The 16,758-nt window shown below is 42.1% G+C and carries 16 protein-coding genes and 1 pseudogene; 16 read left to right on the top strand and 1 reads right to left on the bottom strand.

Going from position 1 to position 16,758, the window contains the following annotated elements:
* Nucleotides 1-13: 13 nt before the first annotated feature.
* From atpE to BM375_RS17365, 7 genes and pseudogenes are all read left to right on the top strand, one after another.
* Entirely contained in the window at nucleotides 14-202 is a 189-nt protein-coding gene (atpE, locus tag BM375_RS14565; protein WP_039053475.1) for an ATP synthase F0 subunit C, read from the top strand.
* A 97-nt stretch (nucleotides 203-299) separates the two neighbouring features.
* Entirely contained in the window at nucleotides 300-800 is a 501-nt protein-coding gene (locus tag BM375_RS14560; protein WP_093367118.1) for a F0F1 ATP synthase subunit B, read from the top strand.
* A 94-nt stretch (nucleotides 801-894) separates the two neighbouring features.
* Complete coding sequence (locus BM375_RS14555) at nucleotides 895-1,440, top strand: F0F1 ATP synthase subunit delta (RefSeq protein ID WP_093367117.1); 546 nt, start codon at nucleotides 895-897, stop codon at nucleotides 1,438-1,440.
* A gap of 50 nt (nucleotides 1,441-1,490) precedes the next feature.
* Nucleotides 1,491-3,065: a F0F1 ATP synthase subunit alpha gene (gene atpA / locus BM375_RS14550; protein ID WP_093367116.1), complete on the top strand. Its 1,575-nt coding sequence runs from the start codon at nucleotides 1,491-1,493 to the stop codon at nucleotides 3,063-3,065.
* An 87-nt stretch (nucleotides 3,066-3,152) separates the two neighbouring features.
* Nucleotides 3,153-4,037, top strand: coding sequence for an ATP synthase F1 subunit gamma (gene atpG / locus BM375_RS14545; protein ID WP_093367114.1), 885 nt, complete (start codon nucleotides 3,153-3,155; stop codon nucleotides 4,035-4,037).
* Nucleotides 4,038-4,178: 141 nt separating this feature from the next.
* Nucleotides 4,179-4,763 (top strand): alkaline phosphatase family protein, encoded by a 585-nt coding sequence (locus BM375_RS17370; protein ID WP_212611691.1) that lies wholly within the window; start codon nucleotides 4,179-4,181, stop codon nucleotides 4,761-4,763.
* 12 nt (nucleotides 4,764-4,775) lie between these two features.
* A pseudogene (locus BM375_RS17365) lies at nucleotides 4,776-5,426 on the top strand (alkaline phosphatase family protein); the annotation flags it as partial.
* Nucleotides 5,427-6,102: 676 nt separating this feature from the next.
* Here BM375_RS17365 and BM375_RS17045 read toward each other — a convergent pair.
* The gene (locus tag BM375_RS17045; protein WP_139227611.1) at nucleotides 6,103-6,315 is read right to left on the bottom strand and encodes a hypothetical protein; all 213 of its coding nucleotides are present in this window, start codon (nucleotides 6,313-6,315) and stop codon (nucleotides 6,103-6,105) included.
* A 483-nt stretch (nucleotides 6,316-6,798) separates the two neighbouring features.
* Between BM375_RS17045 and BM375_RS14525 the strand changes: the two genes are divergently transcribed.
* The 9 genes from BM375_RS14525 to BM375_RS14485 all read left to right on the top strand — a co-directional run bounded on the left by BM375_RS14525 (nucleotide 6,799) and on the right by BM375_RS14485 (nucleotide 16,755).
* Nucleotides 6,799-7,599 carry a hypothetical protein gene (locus BM375_RS14525; RefSeq protein WP_093367110.1) on the top strand — a complete coding sequence of 267 codons (801 nt, stop codon included), beginning with the start codon at nucleotides 6,799-6,801 and terminating at the stop codon, nucleotides 7,597-7,599.
* Nucleotides 7,589-9,640 (top strand): helix-hairpin-helix domain-containing protein, encoded by a 2,052-nt coding sequence (locus BM375_RS14520; RefSeq protein ID WP_093367109.1) that lies wholly within the window; start codon nucleotides 7,589-7,591, stop codon nucleotides 9,638-9,640. Before BM375_RS14525 ends, BM375_RS14520 begins: the two co-directional genes overlap by 11 nt.
* The gene (locus BM375_RS14515) at nucleotides 9,634-11,712 is read left to right on the top strand and encodes a ComEC/Rec2 family competence protein (protein ID WP_093367108.1); all 2,079 of its coding nucleotides are present in this window, start codon (nucleotides 9,634-9,636) and stop codon (nucleotides 11,710-11,712) included. Before BM375_RS14520 ends, BM375_RS14515 begins: the two co-directional genes overlap by 7 nt.
* 73 nt (nucleotides 11,713-11,785) lie before the next feature.
* Nucleotides 11,786-12,019, top strand: a complete 234-nt coding sequence (locus BM375_RS14510) for a hypothetical protein (RefSeq protein WP_093367106.1) — start codon at nucleotides 11,786-11,788, stop codon at nucleotides 12,017-12,019.
* Nucleotides 12,007-12,324 (top strand): type II toxin-antitoxin system RelE/ParE family toxin, encoded by a 318-nt coding sequence (locus BM375_RS14505; protein WP_093367105.1) that lies wholly within the window; start codon nucleotides 12,007-12,009, stop codon nucleotides 12,322-12,324. The genes BM375_RS14510 and BM375_RS14505 overlap by 13 nt, the downstream gene beginning before the upstream one ends.
* Entirely contained in the window at nucleotides 12,314-14,215 is a 1,902-nt protein-coding gene (locus BM375_RS14500; protein WP_093367104.1) for a RecQ family ATP-dependent DNA helicase, read from the top strand. Before BM375_RS14505 ends, BM375_RS14500 begins: the two co-directional genes overlap by 11 nt.
* Before the next feature lie 78 nt (nucleotides 14,216-14,293).
* The gene (locus BM375_RS14495) at nucleotides 14,294-14,929 is read left to right on the top strand and encodes a sterol desaturase family protein (protein WP_244525918.1); all 636 of its coding nucleotides are present in this window, start codon (nucleotides 14,294-14,296) and stop codon (nucleotides 14,927-14,929) included.
* A gap of 91 nt (nucleotides 14,930-15,020) precedes the next feature.
* Complete coding sequence (locus tag BM375_RS14490) at nucleotides 15,021-15,500, top strand: cation:proton antiporter regulatory subunit (protein ID WP_093367102.1); 480 nt, start codon at nucleotides 15,021-15,023, stop codon at nucleotides 15,498-15,500.
* A 4-nt stretch (nucleotides 15,501-15,504) separates the two neighbouring features.
* A complete protein-coding gene (locus BM375_RS14485; RefSeq protein ID WP_093367101.1) occupies nucleotides 15,505-16,755 on the top strand; it encodes a cation:proton antiporter in 1,251 nt (416 codons plus the stop codon).
* The last annotated feature ends 3 nt before the right edge of the window (nucleotides 16,756-16,758 follow it).

Raw genomic sequence — 16,758 nt, 5'->3', positions numbered from 1 at the left:
TAAAATAAATATCATGTACAATTTAATTGGAGCAGGCTTGATCGTAATCGGTGCAGGTTTAGGTTTAGGTAAAATCGGTGGTTCTGCAATGGAAGCTATCGCACGTCAACCAGAAGCAGCAGGTAAGATCCAAACTGCAATGATCATTATTGGTGCCTTGGTAGAAGGTTTGGCATTCGGTGCTTTAATCTTAGGTAAATAATCACCAATAAGTGAAACTGAAGCACTAATGGATCAACGGTTGGTTGCCATTAGTGCTTTTAAAAAAGCAATAACGTAAAATTATTATAGCATAGATAATGGAAAAACTATTAGATCAGTTTTCGTACGGGTTGTTCTTTTGGCAACTTATTATATTGGTTATCGTCATCATCATTCTTGGTAAATTTGCTTGGAAACCTATCGTGAGCGCGTTAGAAGATCGTGAGAGAGGTATTTCCGATGCTTTACAAGCAGCTGAGAAAGCTAAATTAGAGATGGCGCGCTTGACCAATGAGAACGAGCAATTGTTGAAAGAGGCTCGTGCTGAGCGCGACGAAATCTTGAAAGAGGCGAAATCATTGAAAGATAAGATCGTGAGCGAAGCTAAAGCGGAAGCGCAAGAGTCGAGCAAGAGAATCTTGGAACAAGCGAAGATTGAAATTGAAGAACAGAAAAACAAAGCTTTAGCTGAGGTTAAAAATCAAGTTTCTTCCTTATCTTTGGATATTGCACGTAAAGTCTTAACAAAGGAATTTGAAGACAAAGGTAAACAAGAAGCTTTCGTTAGCGATTTGTTGAAAGATGTTAAATTGAATTAGTAGGAGCAAAACATTTTTTGCCCCTACGAGGAAATTTTTACTTTTTACTTTTTTAACCGAGCTTTAGCAAGCTCATCGAAGATAATTTAATACAATGTCCATTTTTACAGTCGCATCGAGATACGCAAAATCACTGATTGACCTAGCGCAGGAGCAAAACTCTTTAGAAGCGGTTAAGCAGGATATAGAAGCGGTGATTGTTGTGTTGAAATCTAACTCACAATTATTAGCTGTTCTTAAAAACCCTATTATCAGTGGTGATAAAAAGAATCAAGTGCTGAACGCTTTGTTTAATGGTAAGATCAGCCCGGTAATTGTGTCTTTTTTTACAATTCTGGTAAACAAAGGTCGTGCGGCCATCCTTTTGGATATTGCGCAAGAATTTGTTCGGGAATATAACGAAGTAAAAGGTATTGTACATGCTACCGTTACTTCAGCCGCTCCACTTTCTGAGGCTAACCAAACTGCGTTGCAGAAGCAAATTGCTGCAGAAATCAAAGCTGAAGTCGTTTTAAAGAATATTGTGAATCCAACATTGATAGGCGGATTCGTGGTGCGTGTGGGTGACAGACAGGTCGATGCAAGTATTGCAGGCAAGTTGAACAAATTGGAGAAACATTTTGTTAATCAAGGCGTATAGTTCTTGATCAGGAATAGTAATAAAATCAAAAACCCCTTATAATAATTACAATGATAGAGGTAAGACCAGATGAAGTTTCGGCAATTCTAAGACAGCAATTGTCAGGCTTTAAATCAGAAGCCGAGCTCGAGGAAGTGGGTACCGTACTGACTATTGGTGACGGTATTGCTCGTATTTACGGCTTAACTAAAGTTCAGTCCGGCGAATTGGTTGAATTTGATAACGGATTAGAAGGTATCGTGTTGAACTTGGAAGAAGACAACGTGGGTGTCGTTCTTTTGGGAGCATCTGATGAAATTAAAGAAGGTGACACGGTAAAACGTACTAACCGTATCGCATCTATAAAAGTAGGTGAGGGTATGTTAGGTCGTGTGGTAAATACATTAGGTCAGCCTATCGATGGTAAAGGACCTATCACGGGTGAAACATATGAGATGCCTATTGAGCGTAAAGCTCCAGGGGTTATTTACCGTCAACCTGTAACTGAGCCGTTGCAAACAGGTATCAAAGCGATTGACGCGATGATTCCAGTAGGTCGTGGTCAGCGTGAGTTGGTTATCGGTGACCGCCAGACTGGTAAGACTGCGGTATGTATCGATACTATCTTGAACCAAAAAGAATTTTACGATGCAGGGCAGCCTGTATTCTGTATATATGTTGCTGTAGGCCAAAAGAACTCTACAGTAGCGAACATTGTACGTGTATTGGAAGAAAAAGGAGCTATGGCGTATACAGTAGTTGTTGCCGCATCAGCTTCTGATCCAGCTCCTATGCAGTTCTACGCACCAATGGCAGGTGCTGCTATCGGAGAGTTCTTCCGTGATACCGGTCGTCCAGCATTGATTGTGTATGATGACTTATCAAAACAAGCAGTAGCTTACCGTGAAGTATCTTTGTTGTTGCGTCGTCCACCGGGCCGCGAAGCTTATCCTGGAGACGTATTCTACCTACACTCTCGTTTATTGGAAAGAGCTGCGAAGATCAACTCTTCAGATGATATCGCACGTAATATGAACGACCTTCCTGCCTCTATCAAGCACTTGGTAAAAGGTGGTGGTTCATTGACCGCTCTTCCTATTATCGAGACACAAGCGGGTGACGTTTCTGCTTATATTCCTACAAACGTAATCTCCATCACAGATGGTCAGATTTTCTTGGAATCCAATTTGTTCAACGCAGGTATCCGCCCAGCAATCAACGTAGGTATTTCTGTATCTCGTGTAGGAGGTAATGCGCAGATCAAATCCATGAAGAAAGTATCAGGAACCTTAAAACTTGACCAAGCACAGTACCGCGAACTGGAAGCTTTCGCTAAATTCGGTTCGGATTTGGATGCGGCTACTAAAGCTGTATTGGACAAAGGTGTACGTAACGTGGAAATCTTGAAACAAGGACAGTACTCACCTGTGTCTGTAGAGAAGCAAGTTGCGATTATCTATGCTGGTACTAAAGGTCTGTTCCGTTCAGTGCCTGTAAATAAAGTGCGTCAGTTTGAAGAGGAATACTTAACGCAATTGGAGCAACGTCATCCAGAAGTGTTGGCAGCTTTGAAAGCAGGTAAATATACAGACGAATTGACTGACGTATTGGATAAAGTAGCTAAGGAATTAGCAGCAAAATATTAGATAGTATTCAGTACAAAGTATTGAGTATTGAGTACGATGAGAATTATCTCACTACTCACTACTCAATACACACTACTATAAAGAAGAATGGCAAATTTAAAAGAAGTTAGAAACCGGATTACCTCGGTGACCTCCACGCAACAGATTACCAAAGCGATGAAGATGGTAGCTGCGGCGAAGTTAAAACGTGCAACTAATGCGATTGTGCAATTGCGTCCTTATGCCAATAAACTTAGGGATATCTTGGCACAAGTTTCTGCTTCTGTTGAAGGTAATGATTCTCCATATACACAAGACCGCATTCCTACGAAGGTATTGGTGGTTGTATTGACTTCAAATAGAGGTTTGGCTGGAGCTTTTAATGCCAATGCTATCAAGACTGCTTCGCAATTAATCGCGAATAAATACGCAGAACAATATGCGCAAGGTAATGTAAGCATTATTGGTATCGGTAAACGTGGGCATGATTTCTTCTCGAAACGTGGATATAACGTAATTGGTGAGAACCATGACTTGTATAGCGATCTGAACTTCTTAAATGTATCCAAAGTAACAGAATACATCATGGAAGAGTTCAAGGAAGGGAATATTGATCGCGTGGAAGTAGTGTATAACCAGTTCCGTAATGCTGCGATGCAGATTTTAACTGCCGAACAGATTCTTCCTTTGTTGCCAGAGGAAAAAGCCGAACAGCAAAACACTGCAGAGGTAGATTATATCATTGAGCCTTCGAAAGAAAAGATCATTGAGGAATTGATTCCGAAAGCGATTAAAATACAATTGTATAAAGCTGTGTTGGATTCTAATGCATCTGAGCATGGTGCGCGTATGACAGCAATGGATAAAGCGACTGAAAATGCGGGTGATTTATTAAAATCATTGAAACTGTCCTATAACCAAGCGCGTCAAGCGGCAATTACAACCGAATTGACAGAAATCGTATCCGGTGCGGCGGCATTGTCCAACGGATAAGGAGATGTAAATAGAATAGAAGACGGGAAGCTAATTAGCTTCCCGTTTTTTGTTTATGTTTTTTGCATGCTAAACTAGAAAAACATAGTTTTAATAATATTATAGATAATCATTAAGATGAAGATTAAAAAGATTGGGTCTATGGGGAGATTTCTTGGCATATTGTTGTTGGCTGTAGCTGCCCAGAACGTTTCCGCACAATCAGCGAAAACAAAAAAAGCAATTGTCATTATCGTCGATGGAATTCCTGCGGATATGATTGAGCGGGTACATACACCGTTTATCGATGCTGTCAGTAAAGATGGGGGCTATACCCGGGCTTATATGGGAGGAGAACGTGGCGGTTATTCTGAAACACCGACAATATCCGCAGTTTGTTATACCAGCATGATGACCGGCACTTGGGGCAACAAACATAACGTATGGGGGAATGGTTTGGAGAATCCAAATTATAACTATTGGACGATGTTTCGTTTTCTTAAAGCGACAAAACCGGAAAGTAAGGTAGGTATTTACTCCACATGGTTGGACAATCGCACCAAATTACTCGGTGAAGGATTGGATCAAACTGGTAAATTGAAAATGGATTACCATTTTGATGGATATGAGCATGACACGGTACGTTTTCCGCATGACATGGAATCGATTTATATCAATAAAATTGATGAGGAAGTGGTCAAGCAAGCTTCGCAAAGCCTGCGTGCCGATGCACCAAATTTTAGCTAGGTATATTTACAATATACTGATGATGCGGGACATCGTTATGGAGATGGGGAAGGTATGGTAGATGCGATAGCAAAAGCGGATAGACAGGTTGGAGAACTATATGCTGCTATTCGCTATAGGGAGCAATATCATAATGAGGAGTGGATGTTTATTGTTATTACGGATCATGGCAGGGATGTCGCTACTGGATTCTCACATGGCGGGCAATCTGAGCGAGAAAGAGGAATCTGGATTGCAACCAATGCTAAAAATCTGAATCAGCACTTTCATGCCCATACCCCCGCTATAGTAGATATTCTACCTTCCATGGCTCGCCATTTGGGGGTAAGTATTCCTACAATACAGCGATATGAATTAGATGGTGTGCCTTTTATTGGAGATGTATCCATAGCTGACCCCACGGCTAAATTGGAGAACAATAAGTTGACGATTACCTGGACACCTTTTAGCAGAGAAGGAAAAGTCAAAATATACGTAACACCGACAGATAACTTTAATAAGTCCGGACCCGGCAACGCAGATGAATATGCACTGATTGCTGAAGTGGATTTGGCTAAACGTAAAGTAGAAGTTGAACTTCCCGAAGCGTTTGCACAAGAGCAAGCCTTCAAGATTGTTATCGAAGGCGAGCATAATGCGCTTAACCGCTGGGTGAAGAGGTAAGGAAAAATAAGTTGATGAAAAATAGGCGTGCTTCAGGATAGGAGACACGCCTGTTTTAATTTAGATTAGTTTTCGTAAATTTTAAGTATTTATTTGGGCATATTTCTTAATTCTTTAAGTCTATTTCGGCTGTATACCTGACGATAATTGCCATAGGAGAGGAGACAAAACGTGCTCTTATGAGGAGTGGTTTAAAATTTTTTTACCCAATCAAACCTATAAGGTTTTCGAAACCTTATAGGTTTTTTCTGTAAAAACTCCCTGTGACTGGAAGAGAAAAATAACAGCGTAAGAATCTGTTTAAATTTCTATTTTTTCTTTTGTCCTCCTGTTAACAAAGTAAACTATATAATTTTTCAGATTCTTCCATCGCCTGAGATGAGATGCAGTGGTAGGCCTCAGAATAATAACTCCAATTAGTCCAAGATGAGGAGATCGTCTAACCCTCCATTTTGAGGGTATACATGTAAACAACGACAACATACATTGAGACATTGCGTGTATACATTTGCTTATTGAGCATACGCAAAGAGGCATTGATTACATACAAAGAGACATTGAGCATACGCAATGTGTATATTCTGCTATACATGTACATCTTGAGCATACTCCGTACGATGCGGCATGTATGCCTTTTCGTATTGCACACACTCGGCGACGGATTGAGGGAGTGCTATTAAATCTTGCGTACACGCAAAGCTATACCAAGACTGGTCAATGGCGTTTTGTATGTACGCAAGATGTAACCGAACCTGCGCAACACATTCTTGAGCAGGCTCATGCTTACACCGCATACACGTGTTCTTTGCTTGTATATCGTCAAAACAACGTTGTTTGATGGATTATTGCCTCCCTTTCCTCTGGTTCTTTTCCAATACGCTGCTTGCATCCCGTTTTCTGTACCAATCGATTTGATCAAAACCCATCAACGAAAGTCTTCCGCTTCTGATAGACCATCGATAGGCAGCATCCGAGATCTTCAGGTAGTCCATGACCTGATTTTTATCGATTAATGGTTTATCAAGGGGTGCGGTTAGTTCCAGAGATAAGCAATCGGCCGTTTTTTCGAATATTGAAAGAATCTTTTCAAGCAATTTAGTCTGTCGTTCAGCGACCACGATGTGTTTTTCAATGACGCTAATTCCTTCAAGGTATGTACACGTGATAAAGAGGCGGAAAGCAGAATCACGACACCGTGAAGGATTAGAGCCTTGAGGTTGTGAGAAAATCCTTGAACAACAAACCAAGCCTATAGAGTTTTCGAAAGCCTTATAGGTTTTTTCTGTGGAATCTCCCTACGTTCCTGTAAATGTTAAATTTTCATTTGTTTTGGTGTTTATTATTAGTTATTTTTATCTCACAATTGTAAAATATGATTAGATGGATATTACTACTAACCTTAATATCCCTCAAGTTGTCTGCCCAAGAATTTTCTCCAGCGCCATTTCTAGGAGCAGGTAAGACAGCTTTAGCACAAAAGGGAATCTATTCGCTGAGTGCCAATACCAGTGGTATCGCGCAACTCAGGCGAACAGAAGTGGCTGTATCTTACCAACAACATTTTGTGAAGACAGATATTGCCAGTCAGGCCATTTTATTGGGGATTCCTTTGAAAAGCCAAGGTGCTATTGGTTTATCTTTAACCAATTACGGTATTTTTGGTGTATCCAGTTTTCTTCGCGGAGGATTAACCTATGCCAGGGCTTTCGGATCACAATTTCTGACCTCCATTACAGCGAACTATCACCAGTATCAAGTAACCAATTACCATACGTCCAAAGCCTTTTCTGCTGATTTGGGTGTGCAATATCTCTGGTCTGAGCGTTTCCATATAGGAGCGTTTTTTCGTAACATTTCCCAAAGTGCTTTCCCCACCACCTTAGACCAGCGGATTGCAAGAGAACTCGGACTTGGACTGTGCTATTACCTTTCAGAAGAGCTTACTTTGGGGGGAGACGTACTGAAAGAATTTCCGCATCGGTTGGTATATAGAGGCGGATTGTCTTATGCTTTTGATACGCGTTTTGTGCTGAGGGGAGGAGCTACTTCCACACCAGTACAATATACCGCAGGCGCTGGATTTGTAGCCAAAGATTGGCAATTTGATTTTGCTTCCTCTTTTCATTCTAAACTGGGAACATCCCCCCAATTATCCGTTCGCTATGCATTTTAAAGGACTATATGGATGGCTTTTGGGTTGTTTGCTATGCTTGGCGCTTCCAACATTAGCACAGACCGAAGAAGAAACGGGAGTGGAAGATCTGATTATTGACCAATTGGTGGAAGAATTGGAGGAAAACTTTGACATCAGCGAATTCACGGAAAGGTTACGTTATTATAGGAAGCATCCTATCGACCTCAATACAGCGGATGAAGCTACGCTGTCCGAATTAATCTTTCTTTCTCCTTTGCAGATTGCAAACCTTTTGCATCATCGGGAGATGACAGGGCGATTTCTTTCTATTTTGGAATTGCAGGGAATTGATGGTTTTGATTTGCAGACTATCGAACAGCTACAGTCTTTTGTCAAGGTAGAAATTGGTTCTGCTTTGGACAATTTCTCTTTCGGAGGGCTATGGAAAGATAGTGAGCAGCATGTCATGCTGCGCTATGGACGCATTCTGCAGAAACAAAACGGATACCACATTACGGATGATACCCGTTCACGTTATTTGGGCGACCCGAACCGCTATATGGTTCGCTATCGACTAAACTATCAGAACACCATCCGCTTAGCGATTAATATGGAGAAGGATGCCGGCGAGCCTTTCTTCAAAGAAAAACAGCGCTACGGTTTTGACCATTATGGACTAAGTTTTTCGGTAAAGGATCTGGGCATCGTGCGGGAGTTGGTAATTGGCGACTACGCCCTGCAGGTCGGGCAGGGGCTATTGTTGTGGAATGGATTAAGCTTTGGGAAAGGAGCAATGGTTAATAGCAGTGCCCGGCAGGGTATAGGATTGAAGAGCTATTCTTCCATGAATGAACACAATTTTCTGCGTGGTGTTGGTGCTCGTTTGCAGCGGGGACGATGGGAATGGACGCCTTTTATTTCGTATCGCCATTTAACAGGAGATCTTACTTCCACCGAAGTGGGTAATATCATTGGAACGATTTCGGCAACAGGATTGCATCGCACACCGACAGAACAAGCTTATAGGAAGGCTATTATCCAGAAAACGGCAGGGCTGGATGTAACATATCGTTGGAATAGATTGAAGATGGGGCTGGCTTTTGTGCATACACAGTTCAATGGGGAGGTAACGCCTCCAGATCAGCTCCGGAACTTGTATGCTTTTCAAGGAAGCAAGCAGAGCAATATAGGACTGAATTATCAGTATACATTGCGGAATCTGTACCTATATGGGGAAACGGCATGGCAGATGGATGGTGGTTGGGCGACTAACAACGGCGTGATTGGCAGTTTGCACCCCAAACTTTCGGTATTTGTCAATTACAGAAATTACCAGAAAGATTATCATGCTTTCTTTGCCCAGGCATTGAGCGAGGGGACGGCTGTTTCCAATGAAAAGGGTGTTTATGCTGGTGTTGTTTATCATCCTTCCCGCAAAATAGAGTGGGTAAACTATATCGACCGATTTCGTTTTCCTTGGTTACGGTATCGGGTCGATGCACCAAGCGAAGGACTGGACTTCCTATCGCAATTGACCTATACTTGGTACAAGAAAGGCAATCTATCCTTGCGGTATCGTTACCGGTTGAAGGAAGAAAACCTAACAGGCTTAGCCCCGGAGCACTTTTTAGCAGAAGTTGTCAAAAACCAACTGCGTTTACATTTTCAATATAAGCTATCGGATGTTTGGGAGATCAGAACACGGACAGAGGGTGTGCAATATGAAAAAGAGGCGGGTAGCGTGTATGGAGGATTGGTGTATCAGGATGTATTCTGGCGTCCGACATGGCGGAAACTGCAGGTAAATGCACGCATGGCATTTTTTCATACGGATTCTTATGATGCACGGCTGTATGCCTTTGAGAATGATGTGCTTTATGCAAACTCATTTCCGCTGTATAATGGTAAAGGTTGGCGAACCTATCTGAATCTCCGTTACAGACTGGGGCGGAAGACAGATATTTGGGCGAGGTATGCGATGACAAAATATAGGGGTGTGGAGACCGTAGGGACGGGATTGGAACAGAGCGAGGGAAATATCCGATCGGAGGTTAAACTTCAAATGCGGTATCAATGGTAAGGAAGCCTGTATTGCTATTGGAGGGCAGGCGAATGCCTTTTGCAAAATTGCTCTTATTGCTTTTGTTGGGGATTGTTGTCGGCAGGTTTGTGGTTATGCCACATTGGATATTGCTTGGTATCCCGTATCTTTTGTGTGTGATGCTGATTGCTCTCTTGGTGTTAGAACGTTGGCGACTTCGTGTTTCCCAGCGTATCGCCCCTACGCTTTGTTATGTTTTTATCGGTCTTTTGGGTGTGTTGGTAATGGCTGTACACCAACCTTGGAACCAGAAAAATTACTTCGGAAATGCAACAACGATTATGCTTATTGGGATTATTGATGATGAACCTATCGAAAAAGAGAAGACGATACGGTTTCCGGTAAAGGTGATTGCCGTGCAAGATGGAGGACTACAGCAACGGGTTACAGGAAAGCTGATGATGACGGTGATGAAAGATAGTGTGGGAGTACAGTTGTTCAGTTATGGAGACAAGTTGCAGTTTCCCAATGTAAGTAGACCTGTTTCTCCGGCCTATAATCCTGCTCAATTTGATTATCAGCGCTATCTTGCCCATAAGAACATATATCGGCAGGCTTTTCTTGCAGCGCAGGAGGTGTCGGTCTTAGCGGTAGGCAAAGGTAATCCCGTGGTGGCTTTTGCTTTGAGGGTTAGAGAGTCGTTGGTGGAGAAATTCAGTCGATATGTACAAGATGAATATGCGTTTCAGATAAGTACGGCACTGATTTTTGGTTATCGTACGGAAATGCGTTCAGAGGTGCTACAGGCTTTTACCAATACGGGTACTATTCATGTATTGAGTGTTTCCGGTCTTCATGTGAGTATTGTTTTTGGTTTGCTGCATGTACTGCTTCGGTTTATGGATCGCTGGCCCTTGGGGCGTAGCCTTCGGTTTTGTATTACGTTGGTCGCTATTTGGAGCTATGTGGTGCTGACCGGAATGGCTCCGGCTATTTTGCGGGCAGGGATTATGATTACCTTTTTCGTACTGGCAAGTTGGACCAATCGGCACCAGCATAATCTGAACACCTTATTCGCTTCGGCGTTTTTTATTCTCTTGTTCGCCCCACAGATGCTGATGGATGTGGGGTTTCAGCTGTCGTATATGGCGATGTTGGGTCTGTTTACACTTTATCCGCTGTTGAATAATACAGTCGATGTACAGAACAAGTATCTAAGACTGTTCTTACAATCTATTTTTGTGTCTGTTGCTGCACAATTGTTCACCGCACCATTGGCATTGTACTATTTTCATCAATTCCCGAATTATTTCCTGTTGGGAAATCTGTTTATTGCCATACCTTCTACCTTGATAATGTATGTCGGTGTTGCGTTGGCATGTTGCCCATGGAGCATGCTGAATATTTGGTTGGGGAAGGCGTTAACTTGGCTGATAAATTGGACTTTTGCAGGATTGCAGGCTATAGACGGTCTGCCGTATGCTGTTTGGCAGGGTATTGATTTTGGACCGTTGGAATTGGTTAGTTTCTCGTTAGTTTTAATCTGCCTTATTGTTCTGTGGAATTACAGGAATAAGTCAGCCTTGTTTATTGGTTTGGGGTGTATGTTGTTACTGATTGGTGCCTCTGCGTGGCGAACAATAGATAAGCGGTCGTTTTCGGGTATCAAGTTTTACAACACGCAGAGGGAGATAAGTATAGGTGTATTTGACAAGGGAAAGGTATTGTTGTTATCTTCTTTGGATTCGTTGCAACATGCACAATTGCAATTTCAGGTATTGGCAGATGTGCAACAATATAGGTCAGCCGAAAATGTGCAGTATATACATTTGGGTTCTGGCTCCAAGCAAAACAGGGAAGTAGAAGTATTGGGGAAACGTATAGGTATCTTGGAAAATGCCCAACGTAATCCGGAATCACTACAAAATATGGATATGATTATATGGCGGTATGGCAATTTTACACCGATGGAGAGTGTAGGGCATAGCTTCCTTATTTTCGACGGCACGAATTCAGATCGTCGTTTAACCGAATTGACGGAACAGGCAAATGAACTGGGAATTCCGTATTACATATTGAAAGATAATTTTGCGTATGTTTGGGAGAGATGAGCATAGTACGCAGGTAGGCGGAATGGTTTTTGTTGGATTTAATTTATATTTGTATAACTAAGGCATCATTGTTATGAATACACTGGATAATATAAAACATAGCTTAATTGATCGTATTCTTGTCACTAAAAATGAAGAGTTATTGCAAGCTATTGAATATATCTTCATCGCCACCGAAGCGGCGGATCAGGTGCAGTTGACTTCTGAACAGACAGAAATGTTGCTTATGAGTGAGGAAGATATAACCTACGAAAGAATAGTGTCTGAGGATGAGTTAGAACAGTCCGATAAAAAATGGCTCGACTAAAATTATTCTGGACAGAAACGGTTGTTAAGCAGAGAAACTATGTATTCTCTTATTGGAATGAACGAAATGGTAGTACAAGCTATTCTAAAAAACTAAATCGGAAAATAAATCAAAGGATATCGTTATTAAAAGTGTATCCCGAAATAGGGAAGAAATCCAGTTTTAAGGATGTCCGAATAGCTTCTCTCGGGCATTATTGCCTATTGTACAAATTTGATAATACACGACTTATCATTGTGGGTTTTTGGGATGGCAGGCAAGACCCTGAAAAATTGATCGGGCTACTGAAAGGTAATGGAAAATAAAAGTCTGGACATACTGAAGCAATACTGGGGCTACGAGGCATTTCGGGAGTTGCAGGACGATATTATTGCTTCGGTTTTACAGCAGCGTGATACCTTGGCACTCATGCCGACTGGTGGAGGAAAGTCTATTTGTTTTCAAGTCCCGGCTTTGCAAATGGAAGGTATCTGTATTGTAGTGAGTCCCTTGATCGCGCTGATGAAGGATCAAGTGGAGCAATTGCGAAAGCGGGAGATAGAGGCTATTGCTATCTTCTCCGGTATGTCAAAGAGGGAGGTGGATATTGCCTTGGATAACTGTGTCTACGGAAAGATAAAGTTCCTTTACCTATCGCCTGAGCGCTTGTATAGCGATTTGGTACAGGAGCGTATCCGCTATATGAAAGTCAATCTGTTTGCCATTGACGAAGCGCATTGTATTTCGCAATGGGGCTATGATTTTCGTCCGTCTTATCTGCAATTAGCTAAATTGAGGGAATTACACCCAGAAGTTCCTTTTCTCGCCCTTACAGCGACCGCTACTTCCAAAGTTGTAGATGATATTCAGGAAAAGCTGGAGTTTAAAGCTAAAAATGTGTTCCGGAAAAGTTTCCGAAGACAGAATCTTGCTTATATGGCGCTTGATGAATCGGATAAATCTGGCCGTATGTTGCGGATGATCCATAAGTTGGGTGGTTCAGGGGTGCTTTATGTTCGCAATCGGCGAGAAACCCAGGAAGTTGCGCAGTACTTAATGAACCATGGTGTTTCAGCGGATTATTACCATGCTGGACTGGATGCGCAAACACGTTCGTGGAAGCAGGATAACTGGACGACGAATAAGATGCGGGTGATGGTCGCGACCAATGCTTTCGGGATGGGGATTGATAAGCCGGACGTGCGTTTTGTGTTGCATCTTGATGTTCCCGATTCTCTTGAAGCATATTATCAGGAGGCTGGACGGGCCGGGCGGGATGGAAAGAAAGCTTTTCCAGTATTGATGTATCAGCAGGCCGATCGGGAGCGTCTATGGGAGAATTTCCAGAACAGTTTTCCGTCGGTGAAATTTATTCAGCAAGTGTATCATCATTTAGGTAATTATTATCAGATTGCTTATGGTGCGGGTAAGGGGTTGGTTTTTGATTTTGATTTAGTGGATTTTACGAAACGCTATCAGTTAGAAATCCTGCCTACACAAAGTGCCTTGAAATTCTTAGAACGGGATGGTTGGATTTCCCTGTCAGAGGCTGTGTTTATACCCTCAAGGTTTAAGTTTGAGGTGGATTTTCAGGAGTTATACAAGTTTCAGGTGCAGTCTGTGAAATATGATCCATTAATCAAATTGATTCTACGCAGTTATGGAGGTGCTTTTGATTATTATATTCCAATTAATGAATTTGAGTTGGCCAAGCGGTTAAAATTGCCAAGAGATGTAGTTGTGGAAATGTTGACTGGGCTGATGAAGCAGGAGCTAGCATCTTATCTACCGCAAACAGATGCGCCTCAGCTGGAATTCCTGCAAGGGCGGGTAGATTACAAGAACTTATTTATTGATACACAATTTATCGAGGAACGTAAGGAAGTCAAAGAAACGCAGCTTAAGGCGGTCTATCATTACCTGGATGAGAAGTATTGCCGGAGTATTGCTTTGCAGGCTTATTTCGGAGAACAGACAGACGAGACTTGTGGAGAATGTGATTTATGCTTAATGCGGACGCATCAAGAAAGCGTAGAGGAAAAACTTCGCTTAGAGATAAAGACTTTGCTGCTTGAACAACCTCTTGATTTGAAAGACCTTGTCGATGGGTTGACGATCGGTAATGATTCGGCAAGGCTAAAAGTAGTTCGGGAGTTGGTTGATCAGGAATACATCCTCATAGAAGAGGAGCGTTACTTCTGGAATACTACTTTTTGACAAAAAACTGAAAAAATTCAAAAAGTAAAAATGAGATATACTTCTTATTTTTGCTCAATAGGAAAAATCAACTGTGTTATGGCTAAAAAACTGTATGTTTCAAATTCGGAAGAGTCCACAAGAATGTTCAAAAATGATTTTTTGGAGTCGCTGACGAAGATTCACTGGTCTGTTCCGTTGATTTTCTGGATACCGGTAATAGTATACTTGGTTTATAAAGCGTATGCGATAGGTGGTTTGTCGGTAAGCTCCGTTGCACTTTACTATTTCAGTGGCTTGGTGTTCTGGACATTGGCAGAATACGTGTTACACCGCTGGGTTTTTCATTACCACCCGACTTCGGACTGGGGCAAACGTATTCACTTTATTTTTCATGGTGTGCATCATGATTACCCAAAAGATAGGCTGCGGTTGGTGATGCCCTTATCGGCAAGTATTCCTATGGCCACCATTATTTACCTGATATTTAGTTTGTTTTTTGCGGAATATACCTTGGCTGCATTTTTTGCGGGTTTTATGCTAGGCTACTTGATCTACGATGAGTGCCATTATGCGATGCACCATGCGAATTTCAAATCAGGGATTTTCAAACGTATCAAAGATCACCACATGTTACACCACTATGCTGATCCGGAAAAAGGGTTCGGGGTGAGCTCTTCCATCTGGGATGTTATATTTGGATCTGGCTTTCCAAAGAAAAATAAGAATAAATAAAGGCTGTATCCATAAGACCAAGCCTTTATTTATTTTTTGCTACTTTTGTCCTATTATTAATTAAATACGAATCGTATTAAATCTTTTTGCTATGTCTATAGTTAGAGAAAGTGACTTGATCGGTATTGGAAAGAAGTATCAGATTGAGACAGAGGCCGGTGATAACATGGTAGTGGTGATCCATGATGATGGCAGGCGCGAACTTTATCGGTCGGAAGACGACGACAGTGAGACACATTGTGTGATGACGCTGTCGGATGAGGAATCGCGTCAGGTGGCTGGTATCCTTGGAGGGCTTTCTTATAAGCCTAAAGCATTAGAAACCATTGAAGTAGCATTGGATGATTTGCGTATCGAATGGTACAAAGTAGAGCCTTCCAACGATGGTGTGAATAAAAGTATTGGTGAATTAGGCGTACGTCAGAAAACCGGTGCATCCATTATTGCGGCAATCCGCGATGATGAAACAATTATTAACCCAGGACCGGACTATGTTATCTCTCCGGGGGTAACTTTGGTTATTGCAGGAAAGAAATCAAATATCAAACTTTTAAAAGAAATCCTAATATAGTTCTATGTTGTCACCTACCTTAATATTAGAAGTCGGTGTTGCTGTTTTCTTAGTAGCAATTGTCGGTTTGTTGGCGAATCGATTGCGGTTTTCAGTAATTCCCTTTTTTATTATTATTGGTATGGTGCTGGGACAGCACGCTCCACAATTTGGGCATATCGACTTGACATTTGCTGAAAGCAAGCCCTTTATTGACTTTATGGGGCGCTTAGGTGTGCTCTTTTTGCTCTTTTATTTGGGATTGGAATTTTCGGTGGGTCGGTTGATGAAATCCGGGAAATCCATTGTCACAGGTGGTTTGACCTATGTTTTGCTCAACTTTGTCTCTGGTCTACTCATTGGCTGGTTGATGGATTTGCCCTTTAAGGAGATGATGGTGCTATGTGGAGTGATGACAAGTTCTTCGACCGCTATCGTAGCGAAGGTATTGACGGATTTGAAGCGTACTGCTAATGCTGAGACCGAAGTAATCATGGGGATGATTATGTTTGACGATTTGTTTATCGCCATGCACATCTCCTTTCTGTCGGGTCTGATTCTTACCGGGGGAACTTCTTTTTGGTCAGTTGTCGGGACTTCGGCATTAGCCTTAGGTTTTATCCTCACTTTTTTGATATTGGGCAGGAAATTAGTGCCTGCTATTGACCGTCTGTTGCAAGACAAATCACCCGAATTGTTTATACTTATTGTATTTAGCCTGTTATTTCTCATTGCCGGATTTTCCGAAACTATTCACGTGGCAGAGGCGATAGGTGCTTTGATGGCAGGGTTAGTGTTTGCCGACTCGAAGTATATTAAGAAAATTGAAGGAATGATTTCCTCTTACAAGGACTTCTTTGGTGCGATGTTCTTCTTCAGCTTCGGACTTTCGATTGACATGTATACCTTGGGAGGTGCTTTGGGCTGGGGCGCTTTAGCTGCTTTTGTTACGGTAGTGGGAAATGTGGCTTCGGGCTATTTCGCTGCTAAATTCTCGGGAATGAAGCCACGTGCTTCATTTGATATTGGTCTTACGTTATCTGCTCGGGGTGAGTTTTCCATTATCATGGCGAATATCGGTAAGGCAGGAGGCTTGCTTCCTATCTTGCAGTCTTTTGTGGTGGTTTATGTCTTGATTCTATCAATTGTCTCCCCGTTGCTGACCAAAGAGTCCCGCAATCTCTGGAACGCACTCTTTGGGAAAGAAGCACAACCGAAAAAGGTTAAGAAGACCTTGGAACAATTGGAACAGTCGGCTGGTAAAGCAGAGGGGTAGGGC

Source organism: Sphingobacterium wenxiniae (assembly GCF_900116225.1).
Lineage (GTDB): Bacteria > Bacteroidota > Bacteroidia > Sphingobacteriales > Sphingobacteriaceae > Sphingobacterium > Sphingobacterium wenxiniae.
The sequence above is the reverse complement of the archived record's forward strand: the minus strand, read 5'-3'. Positions and strand labels throughout refer to the sequence as shown.

Coding starts and splice junctions, on each gene's coding strand:
- atpE (WP_039053475.1), top strand. CDS start 14: ATGTACAATTTAATTGGAGCAGGCTTGATCGTAATCGGTGCAGGTTTA.
- BM375_RS14560 (WP_093367118.1), top strand. CDS start 300: ATGGAAAAACTATTAGATCAGTTTTCGTACGGGTTGTTCTTTTGGCAA.
- BM375_RS14555 (WP_093367117.1), top strand. CDS start 895: ATGTCCATTTTTACAGTCGCATCGAGATACGCAAAATCACTGATTGAC.
- atpA (WP_093367116.1), top strand. CDS start 1,491: ATGATAGAGGTAAGACCAGATGAAGTTTCGGCAATTCTAAGACAGCAA.
- atpG (WP_093367114.1), top strand. CDS start 3,153: ATGGCAAATTTAAAAGAAGTTAGAAACCGGATTACCTCGGTGACCTCC.
- BM375_RS17370 (WP_212611691.1), top strand. CDS start 4,179: ATGGGGAGATTTCTTGGCATATTGTTGTTGGCTGTAGCTGCCCAGAAC.
- BM375_RS17045 (WP_139227611.1), bottom strand. CDS start 6,315: ATGCAAGCAGCGTATTGGAAAAGAACCAGAGGAAAGGGAGGCAATAAT.
- BM375_RS14525 (WP_093367110.1), top strand. CDS start 6,799: ATGATTAGATGGATATTACTACTAACCTTAATATCCCTCAAGTTGTCT.
- BM375_RS14520 (WP_093367109.1), top strand. CDS start 7,589: ATGCATTTTAAAGGACTATATGGATGGCTTTTGGGTTGTTTGCTATGC.
- BM375_RS14515 (WP_093367108.1), top strand. CDS start 9,634: ATGGTAAGGAAGCCTGTATTGCTATTGGAGGGCAGGCGAATGCCTTTT.
- BM375_RS14510 (WP_093367106.1), top strand. CDS start 11,786: ATGAATACACTGGATAATATAAAACATAGCTTAATTGATCGTATTCTT.
- BM375_RS14505 (WP_093367105.1), top strand. CDS start 12,007: ATGGCTCGACTAAAATTATTCTGGACAGAAACGGTTGTTAAGCAGAGA.
- BM375_RS14500 (WP_093367104.1), top strand. CDS start 12,314: ATGGAAAATAAAAGTCTGGACATACTGAAGCAATACTGGGGCTACGAG.
- BM375_RS14495 (WP_244525918.1), top strand. CDS start 14,294: ATGGCTAAAAAACTGTATGTTTCAAATTCGGAAGAGTCCACAAGAATG.
- BM375_RS14490 (WP_093367102.1), top strand. CDS start 15,021: ATGTCTATAGTTAGAGAAAGTGACTTGATCGGTATTGGAAAGAAGTAT.
- BM375_RS14485 (WP_093367101.1), top strand. CDS start 15,505: ATGTTGTCACCTACCTTAATATTAGAAGTCGGTGTTGCTGTTTTCTTA.